The sequence below is a fragment of the Amycolatopsis lurida genome (assembly GCF_900105055.1).
Taxonomy (GTDB): Bacteria; Actinomycetota; Actinomycetes; order Mycobacteriales; family Pseudonocardiaceae; genus Amycolatopsis; species Amycolatopsis lurida.
In genome coordinates, this window is record NZ_FNTA01000004.1 from 2,430,988 (window position 1) to 2,450,561 (window position 19,574).

At 69.7% G+C, this 19,574-nt stretch carries 13 protein-coding genes; all 13 read right to left on the bottom strand.

Annotation, left to right across the window (positions count from 1 at the left end):
- Positions 1–17: 17 nt before the first annotated feature.
- On the bottom strand, positions 18–1,802 hold the full coding sequence (locus BLW75_RS16405; protein ID WP_034313512.1) for an ArnT family glycosyltransferase: 1,785 nt from the start codon (positions 1,800–1,802) through the stop codon (positions 18–20).
- 13 nt (positions 1,803–1,815) lie between these two features.
- Positions 1,816–2,646: a PIG-L deacetylase family protein gene (locus BLW75_RS16410; RefSeq protein ID WP_034313689.1), complete on the bottom strand. Its 831-nt coding sequence runs from the start codon at positions 2,644–2,646 to the stop codon at positions 1,816–1,818.
- A 110-nt stretch (positions 2,647–2,756) separates the two neighbouring features.
- Positions 2,757–3,884: a glycosyltransferase gene (locus BLW75_RS16415; RefSeq protein ID WP_034313514.1), complete on the bottom strand. Its 1,128-nt coding sequence runs from the start codon at positions 3,882–3,884 to the stop codon at positions 2,757–2,759.
- A gap of 20 nt (positions 3,885–3,904) precedes the next feature.
- Positions 3,905–4,717: a class I SAM-dependent methyltransferase gene (locus tag BLW75_RS16420; RefSeq protein ID WP_034313515.1), complete on the bottom strand. Its 813-nt coding sequence runs from the start codon at positions 4,715–4,717 to the stop codon at positions 3,905–3,907.
- Between the two features lie 26 nt (positions 4,718–4,743).
- Complete coding sequence (locus tag BLW75_RS16425) at positions 4,744–5,958, bottom strand: glycosyltransferase (RefSeq protein ID WP_034313518.1); 1,215 nt, start codon at positions 5,956–5,958, stop codon at positions 4,744–4,746.
- 15 nt (positions 5,959–5,973) lie between these two features.
- The gene (locus BLW75_RS16430; protein WP_034313520.1) at positions 5,974–7,191 is read right to left on the bottom strand and encodes a glycosyltransferase; all 1,218 of its coding nucleotides are present in this window, start codon (positions 7,189–7,191) and stop codon (positions 5,974–5,976) included.
- A gap of 21 nt (positions 7,192–7,212) precedes the next feature.
- Positions 7,213–8,370: a glycosyltransferase gene (locus BLW75_RS16435; protein WP_034313523.1), complete on the bottom strand. Its 1,158-nt coding sequence runs from the start codon at positions 8,368–8,370 to the stop codon at positions 7,213–7,215.
- 12 nt (positions 8,371–8,382) lie between these two features.
- Positions 8,383–9,624 (bottom strand): cytochrome P450, encoded by a 1,242-nt coding sequence (locus BLW75_RS16440; protein ID WP_034313525.1) that lies wholly within the window; start codon positions 9,622–9,624, stop codon positions 8,383–8,385.
- 327 nt (positions 9,625–9,951) lie between these two features.
- Complete coding sequence (locus BLW75_RS16450) at positions 9,952–11,148, bottom strand: cytochrome P450 (RefSeq protein WP_034313529.1); 1,197 nt, start codon at positions 11,146–11,148, stop codon at positions 9,952–9,954.
- Positions 11,138–12,295, bottom strand: coding sequence for a cytochrome P450 (locus BLW75_RS16455; RefSeq protein ID WP_034313531.1), 1,158 nt, complete (start codon positions 12,293–12,295; stop codon positions 11,138–11,140). Before BLW75_RS16455 ends, BLW75_RS16450 begins: the two co-directional genes overlap by 11 nt.
- Positions 12,296–12,318: 23 nt before the next feature.
- On the bottom strand, positions 12,319–13,494 hold the full coding sequence (locus BLW75_RS16460; RefSeq protein ID WP_034313533.1) for a cytochrome P450: 1,176 nt from the start codon (positions 13,492–13,494) through the stop codon (positions 12,319–12,321).
- 217 nt (positions 13,495–13,711) lie between these two features.
- Positions 13,712–13,921, bottom strand: a complete 210-nt coding sequence (locus BLW75_RS16465; RefSeq protein ID WP_034313535.1) for an MbtH family protein — start codon at positions 13,919–13,921, stop codon at positions 13,712–13,714.
- Between the two features lie 14 nt (positions 13,922–13,935).
- A complete protein-coding gene (locus BLW75_RS16470) occupies positions 13,936–19,497 on the bottom strand; it encodes a non-ribosomal peptide synthetase (RefSeq protein WP_034313538.1) in 5,562 nt (1,853 codons plus the stop codon).
- Between the last annotated feature and the right edge of the window lie 77 nt (positions 19,498–19,574).

Consider the following 19,574-nt stretch of genomic DNA (forward strand, 5'->3'; position numbering starts at 1 on the left):
AACGACACCGGCCCGCCTCAGAAGGAGCCGGACGCCGGTCCGGCATTGGCGTCGAAAGAGCTGCCGGAGTAATCGGGATGGAGTACGGAGAAGGCATAGGTGGCGGGCGCGGCGATCATCGCCGCGACACCGAGGACGAGGGCGGCCGTGACCAGAGATTTCGAAGCGTTCTCACGCATTCGAGCCACGATCAGCACGACGAGGGCGGCCACCCCGAGCACGAGCGTGCCCCATTTCGCCCACGGCAGGAAGTTCGGGTAATGGGACCACAGCCAGGCGCCCCAAGCCAGCTCCGCCGCGATGGCGATCGGCAGGATCCAGCCCTGCCTGCCGCCATTGTGGTACGCCCGCCAGAAGGTGACGATGCCGAGCGCGGAAAGCGCGGCGATCGCCGGAGCCAGAGAGGCCACGTACGCGGTGTGCGCGACAGCGCTCGCGCTGAAGACGAAAAGGAAGGTCACCAGCCAGACGCCCCACATCACCAGCCCGCCGCGCACCGGATCGGTGCGCTCGGCCCGGCGCCACCACCAGAGCCCGCACAGCAGGGACAGCAGGGCGAGCGGGAACAGCCAGGCGATCGCGACGCCGAGGTGACCGTCGAGCAGTTTGGTCGCCCCCATCGGATCCGCTCGAGTCTCCATTTTGGACTCATCCGGCTGCGGGCCGCCCGGGCCGAGGGGCTGACCGCCTTCGGCCTTCGGGCCGAAGTCCCCGTTCTGCTCGTCCTGGTGCTTGGTCCCGAAGTTCCCGTTCTCGTCCAGGCCCTGGCCGCCGCCGGGGCCCTGAGGATCCCCGGGGCCGTCACCCGGACCGCCCTCGGGACCCCCAGGGCCACCAGGGAAGTCGCCAGGACCACCTTCCGGCCCACCGGGTCCGCCTGGGCCGAGCGACGGCAGGCCACCACGGCCGTTGGGGTCCTCGGCGCCGGGCAGGTGGATGCCGACGCGGCCGAGACCGTTGTAGCCGAACACCATGGCGAAGGCGCTGTTGTTCGTGGTGCCGCTGATATGCGGGCGGGAGCTGTCCGGGGTGAAGGTGTAGAGCGCGATCCACGACAGCGAGACCGCCAGCGTCACGACACCGGCGAGCGCCAGGTGCTTCGCCCGGCGACGCAGTTCCACCGGCGCGCTCAGCAGGTAGCCGATGGCCAGCGCGGGAAGGATCATCCACGCCTGCACCATTTTCGCCTGGAAGCCGATGCCGACCCAGACACCGGCCCAGACCAGCGACCGGAGCCGCGCCTCGAGCACGGCGCGCTGATAGGCGTCGACGGCCAGCACCAGGCACATCGTCAGCAGGCCGTCCTGCATGCTGTGCCCGAACATGGACGCGAGCACCGGGGTGAGGGTGAAGATGCCGGCGGCGAGCAGGCCGGGCACCACACCCGCCCAGCGGCGCACGACCCGGTACAGCACCAGCACCGAGATCACGCCTTCGATCACCTGCGGCAGCGCCAGCGACCATTCGTGGTAGCCGAAGATCTTGGCCGAGATGGCCTGCGGCGCGAACGATCCGGCGAGTTTGTCGAGCGTGTACGTCGCGCCCGGATCGACGGTGCCGTAGAAGAACGCCTTCCAGCTCTCGGACATGCTCTTGGCCGTGTCCGAGTACAGCGGCGCGAAGTCGACCCTCGGCAGGTTCCAGGCATAGAGCACCAAGGCCACGAAGGCGATGCCCAGCAGCGCCGGCCGGGCCCACCGCGGCTGATCGGCGGGTGAGCGCCAGAACGCCCAGCGGCCGCGCACCCCCTCGGGGGCGGGGTCCGGTGACGGTGACGGCAGATGGGTGAGTGTTGCGGACACTCCGGTACCTCGCTTAACCGTTGTTGTCGTCGAGGAGAACGGGCCAGGTGGTTTCGCCGAATCCGCCCCGCGGCGAATTCTTCCGCGCGTGCTCGTCCAGCCTCTCGAACAAGTTCTTGTTCCTGCCGTTGAGCATCGTCAGCTGGGAAGAATAGCACTCGACGGCTTCTCGTTTCCGTTTCCAAGTCTCCGTCGTCGCGGATTCGAATTCGGAAGTGCCGAGCCGGAAACCGGCGGGGAGTTCGATCGTTCCCGGTTTGAACATCGAATAGGGAAGGTCTTCCCAGAGCCGTATCGGAACGTTCTTCGCGCGCGCGGCGGAGAACGCTGCCAACGCGGCGTCACGGGTGGCCAGGTTGTCGGGATGGTCGACGACGGCCGCGCACGTGACGATCAGCGTCGGCTCGAACTCCGCCACGATCGCCTCGATGTCGTCCCTGATCTCGGCGACCAGACCGTCGTCGCCCGGTGAATCCTGGGCCACCGCGAGCTTTTGCCCGCCCTCCACGTGATCGGTGAGCCACCGGCCGTCCGGCAGCCTCCGGTAGATGGAGTCGAGGAACCGGCCGTGCCGGTAAGCCAGCCCCAGATGCGCGAGCGCGGCGATGTCCTCGCTCCGGCGATGGAGCGGCGCGTCGTCCTCCGGCGAAAGACCCCAGACCGCGTGCATTCGCTCCGCCGCCGCGGAATAGGGAGGCGGTGCCGTTCCCGCGAAGACCGTGTAGACGAGTACCTCCGCGCCATCCCGCGCCGCTTGGGCGAGGCTCGCGCCGAGGGAAAGGACCGCGTCGTCCAAATGCGGGGAGATCGCCAGCAGCCGGGTCGCGCCGGGGCGTGGAAGCATGGTGCTGATTTTGGTTACCGCCTTGTCGCACTTCAACGGAGTGGGGCTGGACAGTGCCTGGGCCTCGTGAGTGGTAAGGACGGTTAGAACCGTCCTTACCACTCACGAGGTCAACGCACGACCGCGGCGCGCACGAGTTCCGCGGCCACCGTCGTCCCGTCGGTGCGGATCGTGCCGGCGACGGCTTTCGCGCGGGCCGAGGTTTCCGGGGCCAGCGCCGTGACGAGCGCGGCGGAAAGCGAATCGACGGTCGGGTTCGGGCCGTCGTGCGCCACCCCGATGCCCAGTTCGGCCACCTTGGCGGCGAAATGCGGATGGTCCGCGATCTGCGGGACCACGATCTGCGGGACTCCCGCCAGTGCCGCCACGTGTGTCGTGCCGGTGCCACCATGGTGGACCGCGGCGGCCACGCGGCCGAAGAGCGCTTGCAGATTTTCCTCTCCGACGGCCAGGCAGTCGGCGCCGTCGTCCGGCAACGTCAAACCCGCCCAACCATGGGAAAGGATCACCCGGCACCCCTGGGCACGGATCGCCTCGACGGCCACCTTGGCGATTTCGGCGGGGGCGGGCGAGCAGCCGAAGCCGACGTACACCGGCGCCGGACCGTCGGCGAGAAACGCTTCCAGATCCGCGGAAAGCGGACGATCGTCGGGGTGGATCCACGCGCCGGTCCGGACGCCGCCGGCCGCCGGTGCCAGGAGCGGATCCGCCGCCAGCAAGGGCTGGTCGGTGGTGCTGAAGTCGTACAGGTCCTTCACCGGTGGGAGACCGATCGAAGCCCGGAGCTCGTTGAGCGGGCCGCCGAACATCCCGTCGGCACCGTTGTTGTACATGCCCCGGTGTTCGGGCGACGGCACGAGCGCCGGCGAGGGAACGACGGAGAAGTACGGGATGCCCAGTTTCTCGGCCACCGAACGGACACCGATCGCGCCCGACAGCAGGCCGGTCGCCACCACCGCGTCGCACCCTTCGGCGGCCGCCGGGATCTTGTCGAACTGCTCGGCCATCCCCGCGATCGCGGCTTCGGGCGATTCGGGCGGTCCGCCCAGCGCGCCCGCTTCTTCGAGCACGGGCTTGCCGACGACGATATGCGGCACGCCGACCTCGGCCAGCCGTCCGGTGTAGTCGGGAGGCGCACACATCCGCACCTCGTCACCCTGCTCGCGCAACCGCAATGCCAGCGCCACCAGCGGTTCGACCTCGCCGCGGGTTCCGTACGACCAAAACAACACGCGCATTTCGTATCCCCTGGTGTACTTCAGCGCCGGACCGCGGCGATGCCGACCGTGGCGTAGTTGATGGTGAACGAGCCACCGATTTCGTCGATGGCCGAGCCGAGGTACGCGAGGAACCGGGCGCGCGCGTCCTCCGCGAGGTGGTTGAGCCCGCCCTGGGTCGGGATCTGGTCCAGCCACTCGTCACGGGTGCAGACACGCGACCACTCGAAGCGCAGTTCCTCCGGCCGGCTGAACGCGCCGGTCCGGAGGATGCCTTCCGCCGCCTTCACGTACTGCTTGGCGTAGACCTGTTGGACGTACTCTTCGACATCTTCGTCCTTTTTGGACGGTGGCTCGAACTTCACGTCCGGCATGGCGTGCCGGTACGCCTCCCCCTGCGCCGTCATGACGGCCTCCGGGAGCTCGAAACCGTTGTCGAACAACGCGATCAGGCCATGCGGGGCGAGCACGTCCGCCACCTTGGCCGCACCCGCGAACGGGTCCACCCAGTGCCAGGCGGTCCCCGAGGTGACCGCGTCGAAGGTGCGGCCGGCCGGGTCCCAGTCCTCGAACTTGGCGACCTCGACGTCGAGCCCGCGCCTGCGGGCGACCTCCGCCATCCGCGCGTCCGGCTCGACGCCGAGCACCGTGCAGCCCGCCGCCTGGAACGGGCGGGACGAAAGGCCGGTACCGCAGCCGACGTCCACGAAGTTCTTCCCGGGGCTCAGCGAGACGACCCGGTCGACCAGCGCTTCGGGATAGGTGGGCCGGGCGCGGTCGTACCGTTCGGCGTCGGCGCCGAACCACTGCGCCATCTGCCGGTTCTCGTGCGGTGCTGCAGCCAGATCGGACATTTTCCTCACCCTGGTCAGGTTGATGGTCAGACGGAAACGCGGCCGACGGCGGCGCGCAGGCGCTCCGCGGCGACGGTGGTCCCGTCGGTGCGGAGCGTGCCCGCGACGGCCTTCGCGCGTGCCCGGATCTCCGGGGACAGCGCGGTGGCGAGCGCGGCGGACAGCGAAGCGAAAGTGGGAGCCGGGCCGAACTCTTCGAACGCCACGCCGATGCCCAGCGCGGCCACCTGCTCGGCGAAGTACGGCTGGTCGGTGATCTGCGGAAGCACGACCTGAGGGATGCCCGCCCGCGCGGCCACGGTCGTCGTGCCCCCGCCGGCGTGGTGGACGACGGCGGCGACCCGGCCGAACAGCGCCTGCAGGTTCACCTCGCCCACGGCGAAGCAGTCGGCTCCGTCGTCGGGCAGGGCCATGTCCGCCCAGCCCCGCGAGAGGACCACCCGGTGCCCCTTCGCCCGGATCGACTCGACGGCCAGCTTCACCGTGTCCGCGATTTCGGGCGTGCTGCCGAAACCGACGTACACCGGTGGCGGACCGGTGGCGAGGAACGCCTCCAGATCAGCGGGGAGCGGCCGCTCGTCGGGCAGGATCCACGCGCCGGTCTGCACGGCGCCGAGTTCGGGCCGGGGCGGAGCGAGCACCGGATCCGCCGCCATCCAGGGCTGCTCGGTGAAGCCGTACTGGACGAGGTTCTCCACCGGCGGCAGGCCGAGCACCGCGCGACGGCCGTTGAGTGCGTCCGAGTACCGCCGGGAGAAGACCTCGTTGTAGAAGTCCCACAGCGCCCGGTTGTCGTCCATGGCCTCCTCGGGCGGCCGCCCGTCACCCCGCGACAGGGGCGGCGGGTAGTACGGCGACGGCAGGTAGATCGGGCAGTAGGCGGCGTAGAAGTACGGGATGCCCAGGCTTTCCGCCACCGACCGCACGCCGATGGCGGCCGACAGGACACCGGTCGCCAGCACCACGTCACAGCCCTCGGCGGCCGCCGGGACCGCGTCGAACTGCTCGGCGAGCTCGTCGGCGGGGCGCCGCGGTTCCGGCCCTTCCGTCATCCCCTGCATCATGACGCGCAACGACTGCCCGACCGGAACGAACGGGACGGCGAATTCGGCCAGCCGTTCCCCGGTGTCCGGCGGCGCGCACACGCGCACGTCGGTACCGAGTTCCCGCAACCGCACCGCCAGCGCGACCACCGGTTCGACGTCTCCGCGGAGACCGGTCGTCGACAACAACACACGCATCTCGTACCCCTGGCTTCAGACGGAAACGCGGTCGACCGCGTCGAGGAGGAATTTCGCGGCCACGGCGGCCCCGTCGGTGCGGACCGTGCCCGCAACCGCCGTCGCCCGCTCCCGGGTTTCGGGGGCGAGTGCCGTTTCGAGCGCGGCCGACAGGGAATCGAAGGTCGGTGTCGGACCGTCGTGCGCCACGCCGATGCCCAGCTCGGCCACCCGGCCGGCGAAGTACGGCTGGTCCGCCATCTGCGGGACGACGACCTGCGGGACACCCGCCCGCGTGGCCGTGGTCGTCGTGCCCGCGCCGCCGTGATGGACGGCGGCGGCGACCCGGCCGAACAGGAGCTGCTGGTTGCCCTCCCCCGCGGCGAAGCAGTCGCTCCGGTCGTCGATCAGCGCGAGATCGGCCCAGCCGCGGGAAATGATCACCCGGCGGCCGTGGGCCCGCACCGCCTCGATGGCGACCTTGGCGGCCTCGTCGGGGGCGCGCATGCTGCCGAATCCGACGTACACCGGCGGCGGCCCGGCGGCGAGGAACGCCTCCAGCTCCGGGGACAGCTGCCGCTGGTCGGGCAGCGTCCAAGCGCCGGTCTGGACGACGTCGAGATCCGTCGGCTGAAGCGGGGCGAGGGAAGCGTCGGCCGCCAGCAGCGGGTGATCGGTGAAGCCGTACCCGAAGATGTCCTCGACCGGCGGGAGACCGATCGCGGCCCGCTGACTGTTGAGCGGCTCGCCGAAGCGCTTGAGGGCGCTCCGGCTGTTGCGCTCCCACAGCGCCCGGTTGTCGGTGCCTTCCGGCGCGGGAGGCTCGCCGAGCGGAGGCGGCGGCGCGTAATGCGGCGACGGGATGAAGCGGGGGCAGTAGAAGCCGTAGAAGTACGGGATGCCCAGTTTCTCCGCCACCGAGCGGACGGCGACCGCGGTGGCCAGCATCCCGGTCGTCACCACGACGTCGCAGCCCTCGGCGGCCGCCGGGACCTCGGCGAACTGGACGGCCATCGCCTCGGCCGAAAGCCGCGGCCCGTCCTCGGGGGACGGCGGCTTCGCCCCCTTGATCGCGGTGCGGGTCGACTGTCCGACCGGGACCAGCGGGACACCGACCTCGGCCAGCCGTTCGGAGGAGTCCGGCGGCGCGGCCATCCGCACCTCGGCGCCCGCCTCCCGCAGCCGCACGGCCAACGCCACCAGCGGTTCGACGTCCCCTCGGCTTCCGGATGTCGCCAGCAACACGCGCTTCACGTAATTCCCCGTTCTTTCAGTTCAGGCGGGAACCGACGGCTTTTCGCGGCTGACCGCGTCGCGCAGCAGGTCCACGGCGACCGTGGTCCCGTCGGCGGGGATCGTGCCGGCGACCTCGATCGCCTTGGCCCGCGTCTCGGGGGCCAGTGCCGTGGTGAGCGCGGCGGACATGGCCTCGAACGTCGGCGCCGGCCCTTCGAGGGCGACACCGATCCCCAGCTCGGCGACCCGGTCGGAGTAGTACTGCTGGCCGACGATCGACCGCACGATGATCTGCGGCGAGCCCGCCCGGGTGGCGATATGGGTCGTGCCCGTGCCGTCGTGGTGGATGGAGACGGCGACCCTCCGGAACAGCTCTTGGAGGTTCACCTCGTCGACGGCGAAGCAGTCGTCCTCGTCCTCGGGCAGGTCCAACCCGGCCCAGCCACGGGAAAGGATCACCCGGTGCCCCTTCGCGCGGATCGCCTCGATGGCCACCTTCGCCGCGTCGGCGGTGCCGGACGAGCTGCCGAAACCGACGTACACCGGCGGCGGGCCGGCGGCGAGGAACGCCTCCAGGTCGGCGGGGAGCGGCCGCTCGTCGGGCAGGATCCAGGCGCCGGTCTGCACGGCCTCGTGCCGCGGCTCCAGCGGAGCGAGGATCGGATCCGCGGCCAGCAAAGGCTTTTCGGTGGAGCAGTAGTCGAAGAGGTTCTTCACCGGCACCAGACCGATCTCGGCCCGCTTCGCGTTGAGCGCCTCGCCGAACAGGCCGTCCGCACCCTGGTTGTACATCTCGCGCTGCGGCGCTTCGAGGTGGCTCGGCAGGTGGATCGGACACAAAGCGACGTAGTAGTAGGGGATTCCGAGCTTCTCGGCCACCGACCGCACCGCGACCGCGCCGGACAGCAGACCGGTCGCCACGACGACGTCACAGCCTTCGGCGACGGCGGGCATCTGGTCGAACTGGTCGGCGATCCCGGCGGCGGCGAGCTCGGGATCCCGGCCCTCGCCGTCGTTCATCCCGCGGTCCGGCCGGGCGACCGGCACCAGCGGCACCTCGATTTCGGCCAGCCGCTCCGCGCTGTCCGGTGGCGCGCACACCCGCACCTCGGCGCCGGATTCCTTCAACCGCGCGGCCAGCGCCACCAACGGTTCGACGTCCCCGCGTGATCCGCAGGCCCACAACAAGACGCGCATTCCGCTTCCCCTCTACCAGGTGACCGGCAATTGATCCGGGCAGTCGATGAACGCGTTCCGGAGCTTGACCTCGTCGTTGGACACCGCCAGGCGCAGCCCGGGGAATCGCTGCCACAACGACTGATAAGCCATGCGCAGTACAGACCTCGCGACCGCGGCGCCGATGCAGTAATGGATGCCGTGCCCGAAACCGACGTCCGAAACCGGCGGGCGCCGCGCGTCGAGGACGTTCGGGTTCGGCGTCAGCGCTTCGTCCCGGTTCGCCATCAAGATCGAGCAGAGGACGTAGTCCCCCGCCTTGATCAGCTGCCCGCCGACGACGACGTCCCTGAGCGCCATCCGCGGATTCGGCTGCTGCACGGGTGAGAGATAACGCAGCAATTCGTTGACGACGCGATCCGCCTCGTCCCGGCCTTCGAAGAGCATCTGCTTCTGCTCGGGGTGATCCAGGAGCGCGAGTACGCCGAAGCCGAGCATTCCCGCGACGGTCTCGACACCGCCGAGCAGCAGCGCCGTGCACAGGCCCTTCAGCTCGTCGTCGGTGACGTTGTCGCCGTGCTCGCGGACGAGCATGCCGAGGAAACCGTCGTCGGGATCCTTGCGCTGGCGGGTGATGAGACCGAGCAGGTACTGGTTGAACGCCGCGCTGTCGGCGGCCCTCGCCTTGAATCCGCGGCTGAGGTCGACATTGCGCCGGATCCGCCGGATGAACTCGTTGCGGTCGTCGCGCGGGATGCCGAGCAGTTCACAAAGGACACCGCCACCGACCGGGTCGGCGAAAAGTCCTTGTACGTCGGCGGGCGCCCCTTCGGCCTCGACCTCGTCGAGACGTTCGTCGATGAGTTCCTGGATCGCGGGTTCCAGCCGCCGGATCCGCCGGACGGTGAACTCCGGCGTCAGCATCCGCCGCAGCCGTGTGTGCTCGGGCGGATCGTAAGTCGAGATCTGGCCGACGAACTGCGGCGCCATGGGAACGTCTTCGCCGTTCGTCGTCCGCTCGGCTTCCGCCTCGGTGAGCCGGGGGCGCGTCGTGAAATTCTCGTGGTCGCCGAGGATCTTGCGCACGACGTCGTAACCGAGCGCCTGCCAGACGTAGCCCTTGCCGAGCTGCGTGGACGCGTCGCCGAGAATCCGGACCAACGGGCCCTTCTCCCGCAACGTGAACATGTCCTCGTGCGGATCGCAGTGCGTCCTCATCATGTAGTTGGCCGTCGGCTCCACGGCCGGCGCGACCTCGTCGATTGCGTGCTCCATACCGATGGAAGCTCCTTCAGTGACCTGCGGTCCGGCCGTATGCCGCGCCGCAATCTTCATCCGCGATCGGGCGGGACGTCCAGCGCCGCCATGGACGACTCGTGAGTGGCTCAGGGGAAATGGGGAGGCGAAGCCGGCGACGTTGCGAAAGCCACTTTCGCAACGTTGAAGGTTGCGAAAGTGGCTTTCGCAACGTCGGCGGATGCCGGAGTGCGAGACGGGCCGTGAGTGGCGAGGTGCCCTTCCCAGGTCGCGAAAGCCACTTTCGGGACATCCAGCGTCGCGAAAGTGGCTTTCGCGACACGGCACGTCACCACCGGCCGAAACTCACCACTCGACCATCAAGCTCGTGAGCCCATAAGCCGGTGTGGTGAGGCGGAACATGGCGTCCTTCTCGGGATCCGCGAGCCTGAGGTCCGGAAAACGCTGCCACAGCAAAGTAAAGACCGTGCGCAGTTCGAGCCGCGCCAGCGAAGCGCCCAGGCAGTGGTGGATCCCGTGCCCGAACGCCACGTGCGGCGCGGGCTCCCGCGTGAGATCGAGCCGGTCAGGATCCGGCACCAGCGCGGGATCACGGTTCGCCATGGGGAGCGAGCAGAGCACGGTCTCGCCCTCCTTGATGACCTCGTCCCCGATGACGACGTCCTCCATGGCGGTGCGGGGTGTCGGGGCGTACGGCACGGTGAGGTACCGGATCAGCTCGTCGACCGCGCGGTCCGCCGCCTGGCCGTCGCCCCGGATCGCGGCGAGTTGCTCGGGATGCCGCAGGAGAGCCAGCACACCGAGGCCGATCATGCCGGAGATGTTGTCGTCACCGGCCAGCATCACCTGAACGCAGAAACCCCGCAGTTCCTCGTCGGTGGCCTCGTCACCGTGTTCGGCGACGACCGCGCCGATCAGCCCTTCACCGGGTTCCTCACGGTTCCTGGCGATCATCGCCAGCAGGTAGCGGGAGAACGCCTCGCCGGCGGCCGCCCGTCTCCGCTGGCTCAGCGAGGCGTCGAGGTGCCCGTGGCACAGCTTGAGGAACATGGCGCGGTCGTCACGAGGCACGCCGATCAGTTCGCACAGCACGGCTCCCGGCACCTCGTCGGCGACGAGCTCGATCACGTCGGCCGGGGATCCCTCGTCCTCCATGACGTCGAGCCGTTCCGTCACGATCTGCTCGATGTACGGCTCCATACGCCGCATCTTCCGCAGCGTGAATCCCGGGGTCAGCTTCTGCCGCATCCGGGTGTGCTCGGGCGGGTCGTAGTCCATCAGGTTGCCGACGAGCTCCTGCGGCCGGAAGATGCCCTGCCCACCGACTTCGTCCTGTTCATGCCACCGGCGCCGGGTGCTGAATCGCTTGTGGTCGCCCAGAACCTGGCGGACGACGGAGTGTCCCGCGGCCATCCAGATGGTTTCGGCGTCCGCCCCGGTGCCCACCGTGACCTTCGACAGCGGCCCGGCGGCGCGCAGTTCGTCCGCCGGGTCGAGGTCTTGCCTGCGGATGTGCAGCGGACGCGTGTCCTCACCACTCAACGGGGAGCTCCTCGATGTTGAACGGGGCGGGTTTGCCCGCCACGAACCGCAGTTCCTCCTCCGGGACCGCCAGCCTCAGCGCCGGGAACCGCCGCGCCAGGATCGGCAGCGCCACCCGCAGTTCGAGCCTCGCCAGCGGAGCCCCTACGCAGTGGTGGATGCCGTGCCCGAAGGCGAGATGCCCCGGGGTGTTCTCGCGGGTGATGTCGAATTTGTCCCCGAGCGCGCGGTTGACCGCCAGCATCGAACAGGTCAGTACGTCGCCGGCGTGGATGTCGTGGCCGGCGATGTTCAGGTCGACGAGCGCGGTCCGGGGAGAGGGCGCTTCGACGATCGTCGGGAAGCGCAGGACTTCCTCGGTCGCGCTGTCCACGAGTTCCGGACCTTCGCGCAGCAGCGACAGCTGGGCGGGGTTCGTCGCGAACAGGAGCACCGCCATCGCCAGCTGGGCGGCCATCTGCTCGACGGCCACGATCAGGATCGCCTCGGCGAGCCCCGAAAGTTCCTCGTCGCTGACCTTGTCGCCATGCTCGCGCACGATGAAGCCGATCAGCTCGTCGCCGGGATCGCGGCGTTCGCGGGCGGCGAGCTTTTCGCAGTAGTTGACGACACCGAGGCTCGACTGGGCCCGCTGCTTGGGGATCCGGCTCTCCCGGCTGTCCCGGATCATCCGCGACAGATCGGCCTGGTCGTCACGCGGGACACCGAGGAACTCGCAGGCGATCAGCGCCGGAATGGGCCAGCCCGCGTACCGGACGAAGTCGATCGGCGAGCCCATGCTCTCCAGATCGTCGAGGCCCTCTTCGATGACTTCTTCGACCCGTGGCCGCAACCGCTCGATCCGCCGGACGCTGAACGCCCCGGCCACCGTCCCGCGCAGGCGGGTGTGGTCGGGCGGGTCGTAGGCCTGCAGGATCCCCGGCAGGTGGGCGCGGTCCGCCTCGTCGTCGACCGGCCGCATCGAGCTGAACCGCGTGGCGTCGGCGAGGATCGCGCGCACCTCGTCGTATCCGGTGACCAACCATTGCCGGCGGCCGTTCAGCCCGGTCTCCGTGTCGTAGGAGTGCAGCGGGCCTTCCTGGTGCAACGCCCAGAGCTCCGGCGCCGGATCGAGCCGGATCCGCTGATGCGGCAAGGGAACTACCATGATTCTCCTCAGGCTTTCTGGCGTTACCAGTCGAGCGGCAGGGCTTCCACGTCGAACGGTGGTGGTCCGAACTTGAGCTTGCGATCGGGCTCGGCGAGCCTCAGCTTGGGAAAACGCCGTGCCAGCGCGGGAATCGCCTTCCGGAACACCATCTCCGCCAGCGGCCTGCCGAGGCAGTGGTGGATCCCGTGCCCGAACGAGACATGCGGCGACTTCTCCCGGGTGATGTCGAATTCGTCGTCCGGGGCGGGGAACTTCGCCCGGTTCGCCCCGAGCAGGGAACACGTGACGGTGTCACCGGCCTTGACGAGACGGCCGCCGATCGTCACGTCCTCCTTCGCGATACGCGGGTGGAGCTTCTCGTCGGTGGTGAGGTACCGGTTCAGCTCCTCCAGCCAGTCCGGGATCGTGTCCGGCCGCTCCCGCAGGATGTCGAACTGCTCCGGGAAGTCGGCCATCAGCAACGCGCCCGCCGCGAGGAACCGGGCGACCTGGTCGCCACCGGCACCCATGATGAACGCGGCCACCCCGGCCAGCTCCGCGTCGGTGATCTCGTCGCCATGTTCTCGCACCACGACGCCGAACAGGTCGTCTCCGGGATCGCGACGAACGCGGGCGACGGCCTTGTTCATGTACTGCATGTACTTGTTGCCCGCCGCGTTGCGCCGTTTGTCGGTCCGTTCGGTCCGGCTGGCGTGCAGCGTGCGGGACAGATCCGCCTGGTCGTCCCGCGGGATGCCGAGGAAGTCGCAGGTCGCCGTCGTGGCGATCGCCCAGCCGAAATGCGGGACGAAATCCACCGGGCCGCCCATGTCCTCGATGGTGTCCAAGGCGTCCTCGACGATCTGCGAGACCTCGGGGCGGAAATCCTTCATCCGCCGCATGGTGAACGGCGGGGTGACCAGGCGGCGCAGGCGCGTGTGGTCCGGCGGGTCGTAGTGGGTGAGGAACCCGGGCCAGGCGATACCTGCCGCGGTCCCGCCGTAGATCAGGCGCGCGCTGAACTTGTCCGAGCTGAGGACCTGGCGGACCTCGTCGTATCCGGTGGCGAGCCACGCCGTTCGCCGTTCACCGTCTTCCTCGGTGCCCAGGGCGGAGATGGGACCTTCGGCCATCAGGGACAGGAGTTCCGCCCCCGGATCGAAGCGGTTCCTCCGGTGGATTTCCAGGCCCTTGACGACGTTGAGCTCCTCGAACACGGCAGTTCCTTTCGCCTCAACCGGCCGTCGCGCGCGGGAATGATGTTCTCGGCTTGGGCGGACGGGCGTCGAGTTCGTCCAACCGTCCGGATCTGGGCGAAGGGCCCTTCCCCCGCATGCGATGCAGGGAAAGCGCCCTTCGCCACGTGTTATGCGGGGAAAGTCCCCCTCGCCGAGCTCGTCCAACCGCCCGGTTTGAGCGGCTGGACACCCTCGCTCAGCCGTTGACTTCGGCGATCAGGCTCTTCGGCCGCAGGTCGGTCCAGTTCTCCTCGACGTAGGCGAGGCATTCCTGGCGCGAGGCCTCGCCGTGGACGCGGGTCCAGCCGGCGGGCACCTCGGCGAACGTCGGCCAGAGCGAGTGCTGGCCCTCGTCGTTCACCAGCACCAAAAAGGAACCGTCTTCGTTGTCAAAGGGGTTGCTCATGATCGCTTTTCCTTTCAGGCGCCCGGCCGCGGCCGGAGCTTCTCGGCGACGATGGATCCAATCTGGACCAACGCCGCGGGTTGCACCATGTCGTAATGGTTGGTCGGGATCTCGTGGTGTTCGATCGTGCCGCTGGTGAAGTCCTTCCAGCCGGCGACGGCCTCCGACACGGGCAGGTGCGCCGGCCGGTCCTCCGAGGCGACGAACAGCAGGATGTCGCCGTTGAACGGCGACGCCGTGTGCTGCGGCCCCACCTTCCAGAGGTTCTTCATGACCGCTTCCAGCCGTTCCCGGGCACCGGGGCCCTGGACCATTCCGCCCGCCAGCTCCAGATCCTGCTGCTTTCGTTTCTGCAGGCCGTCTTCGTCGCGCGCGGCCTCTTCGGTCACCGTGCCGGTCGCGTTCCGTCCCATGTAGACGGGGTAGGCGTCGAGCAGCGCGAGCAGGCCGAGTTCTTCCCCGTCGGCTTCGAGCATCGCGGCCATCGCCTGCGCGATCCGGCCGCCGAGCGACCAGCCGAGCAGGTGATACGGCCCGGTCGGCTGCACGGCACGGATATGCGCGAGGTAGTCGGCCGCCATCTCTTCGACGCTCTCGGGCAGGCGTTCGGTCCGCGCGAGGCCGCGTGCCTGCACGCCGTAGACCGGCTGGTTCGCGGGAAGATGCCGCAGCAGCGGCCCGTAGTTCCAGCTGAGCCCGCCGCTCGCGTGCACGCAGAACAGCGGCGGCCGGTCGCCGCCCGCCTGCAGCGGCAGCAGGATCTCGTAGTCGCCCGTCTTCACCGAGGTGCTCGTGCGCCGCCGCTCCCCCACCACGATCAGGGTCTTGGCCGGGGTCTTGCGGGCGAGCAGGCCGGTGTTCAGCATCCGGTGCCCCGGCTCGCCGAACAGGCAGGGCTCACCCGTCTTGCCCTCGTCCACCACCGGTCCGGTGACGTAGAGGTCGCCGACGACGCCCGGGGCGACAGGTCGCTTCTGGCCGTCGAGCACCAGCGCGCCGAGCGGGCCCAGCTCCGCGACCACCGAAGGCACCTCGCCCGCCCACCGCGCCGGCGCGATCGCCGGACGGCCGCGTTCGGTCTCGTCGAGGAAGAGGTCCAGCTCGCTGATCCGCCGCTGGGGATCCTCCGCGACCTGCTCCAGGACGTGGACCAGCCGCCGCGCGACCGATTCCGCCGTGGCTTCGTCGAAAAGGTCCGCGGCATACCGAAGAGTGCCTTCGAGACCGTCCTCGTTGTCGTCCTCGTCGAGCCGCTCGGTGAGCTTGAACGCCAGATCCAGTTCCGTGGCCTCGGTTCCGCCGGGTTCGACGCTGGTGCGCAGGGCGGGCAGTTCCGCCGCGTCCCACGCGCCGATGTCCTCCTCGTCGACCTCCAGCCCCACCTGGAACACGGGGTGGCGGGACAGCGAGGCGGGCAGATCCAGCAGGTCGACGATCCGCTCGAACGGCACGTCCAGCTGCTGACGCGCACCCCGGACGGCCTCCTGCACCCGCGTGACGACCTCGAGGAAGGTCGGGTCGCCGGAGAGATCCGTGCGCAGGGCCAGTGGCCGGGCGAACGGCCCGATCATCGGTTCGAGATCGATGAGGTCCTCGTCCCGCGCCAGCTTCGTCCCGATCACGAGGTCTTCACCCGCGCCGAATCTGCTCAGCAGCATGGCGAGCCCGGCATGCACGACGTGGATCGTTTCCGCGCCAAGCCTTTCCACCGCTTCGGTCAGCCGGTCGTACGGTTCGGCGCCCAGCCGCAGCGAGACCGTGCCCGCCTGCCGCGACGGAACTGCCGGACGCGGCCGGTCGACCGGGAGCACCGTCTCGCCTTCGATCCCGGTGAGGGTGTCCCGCCAGAAGACGACCTGTTCGTTGATCAGGCTGCCCTGTTCGTCCTCGTCCGCGAGGAGCCGCTGCTCCCAGATCGCGTAGTCGGCGAACTGCAGCGCCAGCGGCGCGCGTTCCGGGACCCGGCCCGAACGCCGCGCGCCGTACGCGGCCGCCAGGTCGCGGAAGAACACGTCGAGCGAGTCGTCGTCGGCGAGGATCCGGTGCAGCCGCAGGTGCAGCACGTGTTCCTTCTCCGCCAGCGCGAACAGATCGCAGCGCCACGGCACCTCACGAGTGAGGTCGAAGACCGACGCGCGCAGTCCGGCGAGCAGGCCGGGAAGCTCCTCCTCGGTGGCGGGCACCGGCGTCAGCTCGATGGCCGCGGGTTCGTGGACGAGCTGCCGGACGTTCTGCGCGTCTCCGGGGAACGTCGTGCGCAGCACCTCGTGCCGGGTCGCGACGTCGCCGAGCGCCGCCGCCAGCGCGGACACGTCCAGCCTGCCGCGCAGGCGCAGCGCGACCGAGATGTGCAGAGCGGCGGTCTCCTCGCCGGGGCTGGCCAGCAGCCAGGCACGCAGCTGCCGGGCGGTGAGCGGAATCCGCTCGGGCCGCTCGGCGGGCTCCAGCGCGGGACGGGACTTCGCGGCGAGCGCCCGCGCGACACCGGCGGGCGTCGGCGAGGAGAACAGCTGCCGGATGGGCAGATCCACGCCGATCACCTCGCGGATTCGCGCGATGAGCCGCATCGCCAGCGCGGAACTGCCGCCGAGGTCGTGGAAGGCGTCGTCGACGCCCACGTTGTCGACGCCGAGGATCTCGGAGAACAGGTCGCAGAGCACCTTCTCGGATTCGCTGTCCGGCGCCTTCTCCGACGCGCGGCCCGCGAGATCCGGGGCAGGCAAAGCCCGGCGGTCGACCTTTCCGTTGGGAGTGACCGGAAGGCCGGGCAGGGCGACGACCGCCATCGGGACCATGTACGCGGGCAGCACGAGACCCATCTGGCGCTTGATCTCCTCCGGGCCCGCGTCACCGCCGTCGGAGACGAAGTACCCGACCAGCCGCTTCTCCCCCGGCTGGTCCTCGCGCGCCATGACGACGGCCTCGACCACGCCCGGCTGGGCCGCCAGCACGGATTCGACCTCGCCCAGTTCGACTCGGTAGCCGCGGATCTTCACCTGGTCGTCGGCGCGTTCGAGGAACACGACCTCGCCGTCGCGGGTCCAGCGCGCCAGGTCGCCGGTGCGGTACATGCGCTCGCCGGGGAGGAACGGGCACGCCACGAAGCGCTCGGACGTCAGGCCCGGGCTGTCGAGATATCCGCGCGCCAGCCCCGTTCCCGCGATGTACAGCTCGCCGGCCACACCTGGCGCGACCGGCCGCAGGAAGGCGTCGAGGATGTAGATCCGGCGGTTCGTCATGGGGTGACCGATCGGCAGTTCCCGGTCGACGACGTCGCCGGGTTCGATCGGGAGCCACGTCGCGCACAGGGTGGTCTCGGTCGGCCCGTAGGTGTTGCGCACCCGCAGATTCGGCTGGGCGCGCCGCAGGTTCTCCACGGACTGCGCGGGAACGACGTCGCCGCCGGTGCCGATTTCGACCAAGCCGTCGAAGCATTCCGGCGACGTCTCCGCGAGCGCGCGGAAGGTACCGGCGGTGAGGTGGACGTAGTTCGCGCCGCGGGCGACGGCCTGCCGCACCCCGGCCGCGTCGAGCACGCCCGGCTCGGTGAGCAGGACGCGGGCACCCGTCGAAAGCGGCACCCACATCGCGTACAGCGAAGGGTCGAAGACGTGCGTCGCGTGCATGAGGACGCCGTCACCGGGGCCGATCTGCCAGCCCTGATCGCCGGCCAGCCCCGCCACGCCACCGTGCGGGATTCCCACGCCCTTGGGCAGGCCGGTGGAGCCGGAGGTGTACATGACGTACGCCAGATCGTCCGCGCTCGGCCGGAATCCCGGTGCAGTATCGGCGAAAGCGTCGATGGCGGCCCGCGTTTCCGGGGCATCGAGGACGATCGTGTCCTTCGGCACGACGCCACTGGTGGCCTGCGTGCACACCACGACCGAGACCGCGGAGTCGTCGAGGATGAACGCGATCCGCTCGGCCGGGTACTCGACGTCCACCGGGACGTACGCGGCTCCCGCCTTCCAGATCGCCAGGAACGCGATGAGCAGCTCCGGCGACCGCTCCATCGCCACGCCGACACGGTCACCGCGGCCGACACCACGGGCTGCGAGATACGCGGCCAGCCGGTTCGAAGCCTGGTCAAGAGCGGCGTAGGTGAGATCCGCGCCCGCGGCATCGGTGATCGCCACCGCCTCGGGCGCCTCGGCCACCCGCCGCGCGAACAGTTCGACGACGGAGTCGCCCGGCACGGGCCCCTCGGTCGCGTTGAATTCGTGCACCACCAAGGCGCGTTCGGCCTCGCTCAGCAGCGTCAACCGGCCGACGAGGACGTCGGGTTCGGCGACCAGCCGCTCCAGCACGCGGGCGAGCGCGCCGACGACCGACCCGGCGGCCTTTTCGTCGAACAGGCTGCGGTCGTAGTCGAGGATGAGCGGCATCTGCTCACCCGGACCGGTGACCAGGGTGAACGGATAGTGCGAGGAATTGCGTCCCCGCTTGACCGGACGCAGCGTCAGGCCGTCGTGCGCCTGGCCGAGTCCCTTGCGGGGGAAGTTCTCGTAGATGACAAGCGTGTCGAACACCGCGCCGGGGCCGACCACGGCCTGCACGTCCTGCAGGCCGAGGTGCTGGTGCGCCATGAGCGCGGACTGGTCGCGCTGTAGTTCGGCGAACAGGTCGACCGCCCGTTTCGCGCCGTCGAGCCGCACCCGCACCGGCAGAGTGTTGAGCAGCTGGCCGACCATCGATTCGACACCGGCAAGTTCGGCGGGACGGCCCGAAGCGGTCGCGCCGAACACCACGTCGGTGCGGCCGGCGAGCTGCGACAGCACGACGGCCCATGCGCCCTGCACGACGGTGTTCAGCGTGAGATCGTGCCCGCGGGCCAGATTCGCCAGCCCGTCGGTGAGTTCCGTGGACAGCTCGACGATCGTGGTGTCGATCTCCGGCACCCGGCCGGGATCGGCGGGCGCGACCGCGGTGGGCGTGTCGACCCCGGCGAACTCCTCGCGCCAGGCCGCGCGGGCGATTTCCTTGTCCTGCTTGCCGAGCCAGGCGAGATAGTCCCGATAGGACACCGTGGGCGGCAGCCCGGACGCGTCCCCGCCCGCGGCGTAGATCGCGGCGAGTTCGCGGTGGATGATCGGCATCGACCAGCCGTCGGTCAGAACGTGGTGCAGCGTGTGCACCAGCCGGTGACGGTCCGGGCCGAGCCGGATCAGGTGCAGCTTCATCAGCGGCGCCACCTCGATGCGGAGCCGCTCGGCCAGCTCGTCCGCGGCCAGCCGGTCCACTTCGCTTTCGAGGATCTCCTCCGGCAGCCCGGTGAGATCCGTTTCGCGCCAAGGGATCTGCGCGTCCCGGGTGATGACCTGCACCATCTGCGCGCCGCTGACGTAACGGAAACAGGCCCGCAGCGCGGCATGCCGGTCGACGAGCGCCTGCCACGACGCCCTCAGCAGCGCGGCGTCGAGCGGGCCGTCGATGCCGTAGACGGTCTGCACGGTGTAGGTGTCGTGCCCCTCGTCGTCGAGGGCGGTGTGATAGAGCATTCCCTCCTGCAGCGGGGAAAGAGGCCAGACGTCCTCCACGCTGGAACGCGGTTTCGCGCGAGTGTCGTCAACGGTCACGATCTGCTCCTTGGTGAAGTGGGTGAGTGAACTCGCGTTCGCGTTGGGCTCGTGAGTGGTTAGGACGGTTAGAACCG

Coding starts and splice junctions, on each gene's coding strand:
- BLW75_RS16465 (WP_034313535.1), bottom strand. CDS start 13,921: ATGAGCAACCCCTTTGACAACGAAGACGGTTCCTTTTTGGTGCTGGTG.
- BLW75_RS16410 (WP_034313689.1), bottom strand. CDS start 2,646: ATGCTTCCACGCCCCGGCGCGACCCGGCTGCTGGCGATCTCCCCGCAT.
- BLW75_RS16420 (WP_034313515.1), bottom strand. CDS start 4,717: ATGTCCGATCTGGCTGCAGCACCGCACGAGAACCGGCAGATGGCGCAG.
- BLW75_RS16425 (WP_034313518.1), bottom strand. CDS start 5,958: ATGCGTGTGTTGTTGTCGACGACCGGTCTCCGCGGAGACGTCGAACCG.
- BLW75_RS16440 (WP_034313525.1), bottom strand. CDS start 9,624: ATGGAGCACGCAATCGACGAGGTCGCGCCGGCCGTGGAGCCGACGGCC.
- BLW75_RS16435 (WP_034313523.1), bottom strand. CDS start 8,370: ATGCGCGTCTTGTTGTGGGCCTGCGGATCACGCGGGGACGTCGAACCG.
- BLW75_RS16455 (WP_034313531.1), bottom strand. CDS start 12,295: ATGGTAGTTCCCTTGCCGCATCAGCGGATCCGGCTCGATCCGGCGCCG.
- BLW75_RS16415 (WP_034313514.1), bottom strand. CDS start 3,884: ATGCGCGTGTTGTTTTGGTCGTACGGAACCCGCGGCGAGGTCGAACCG.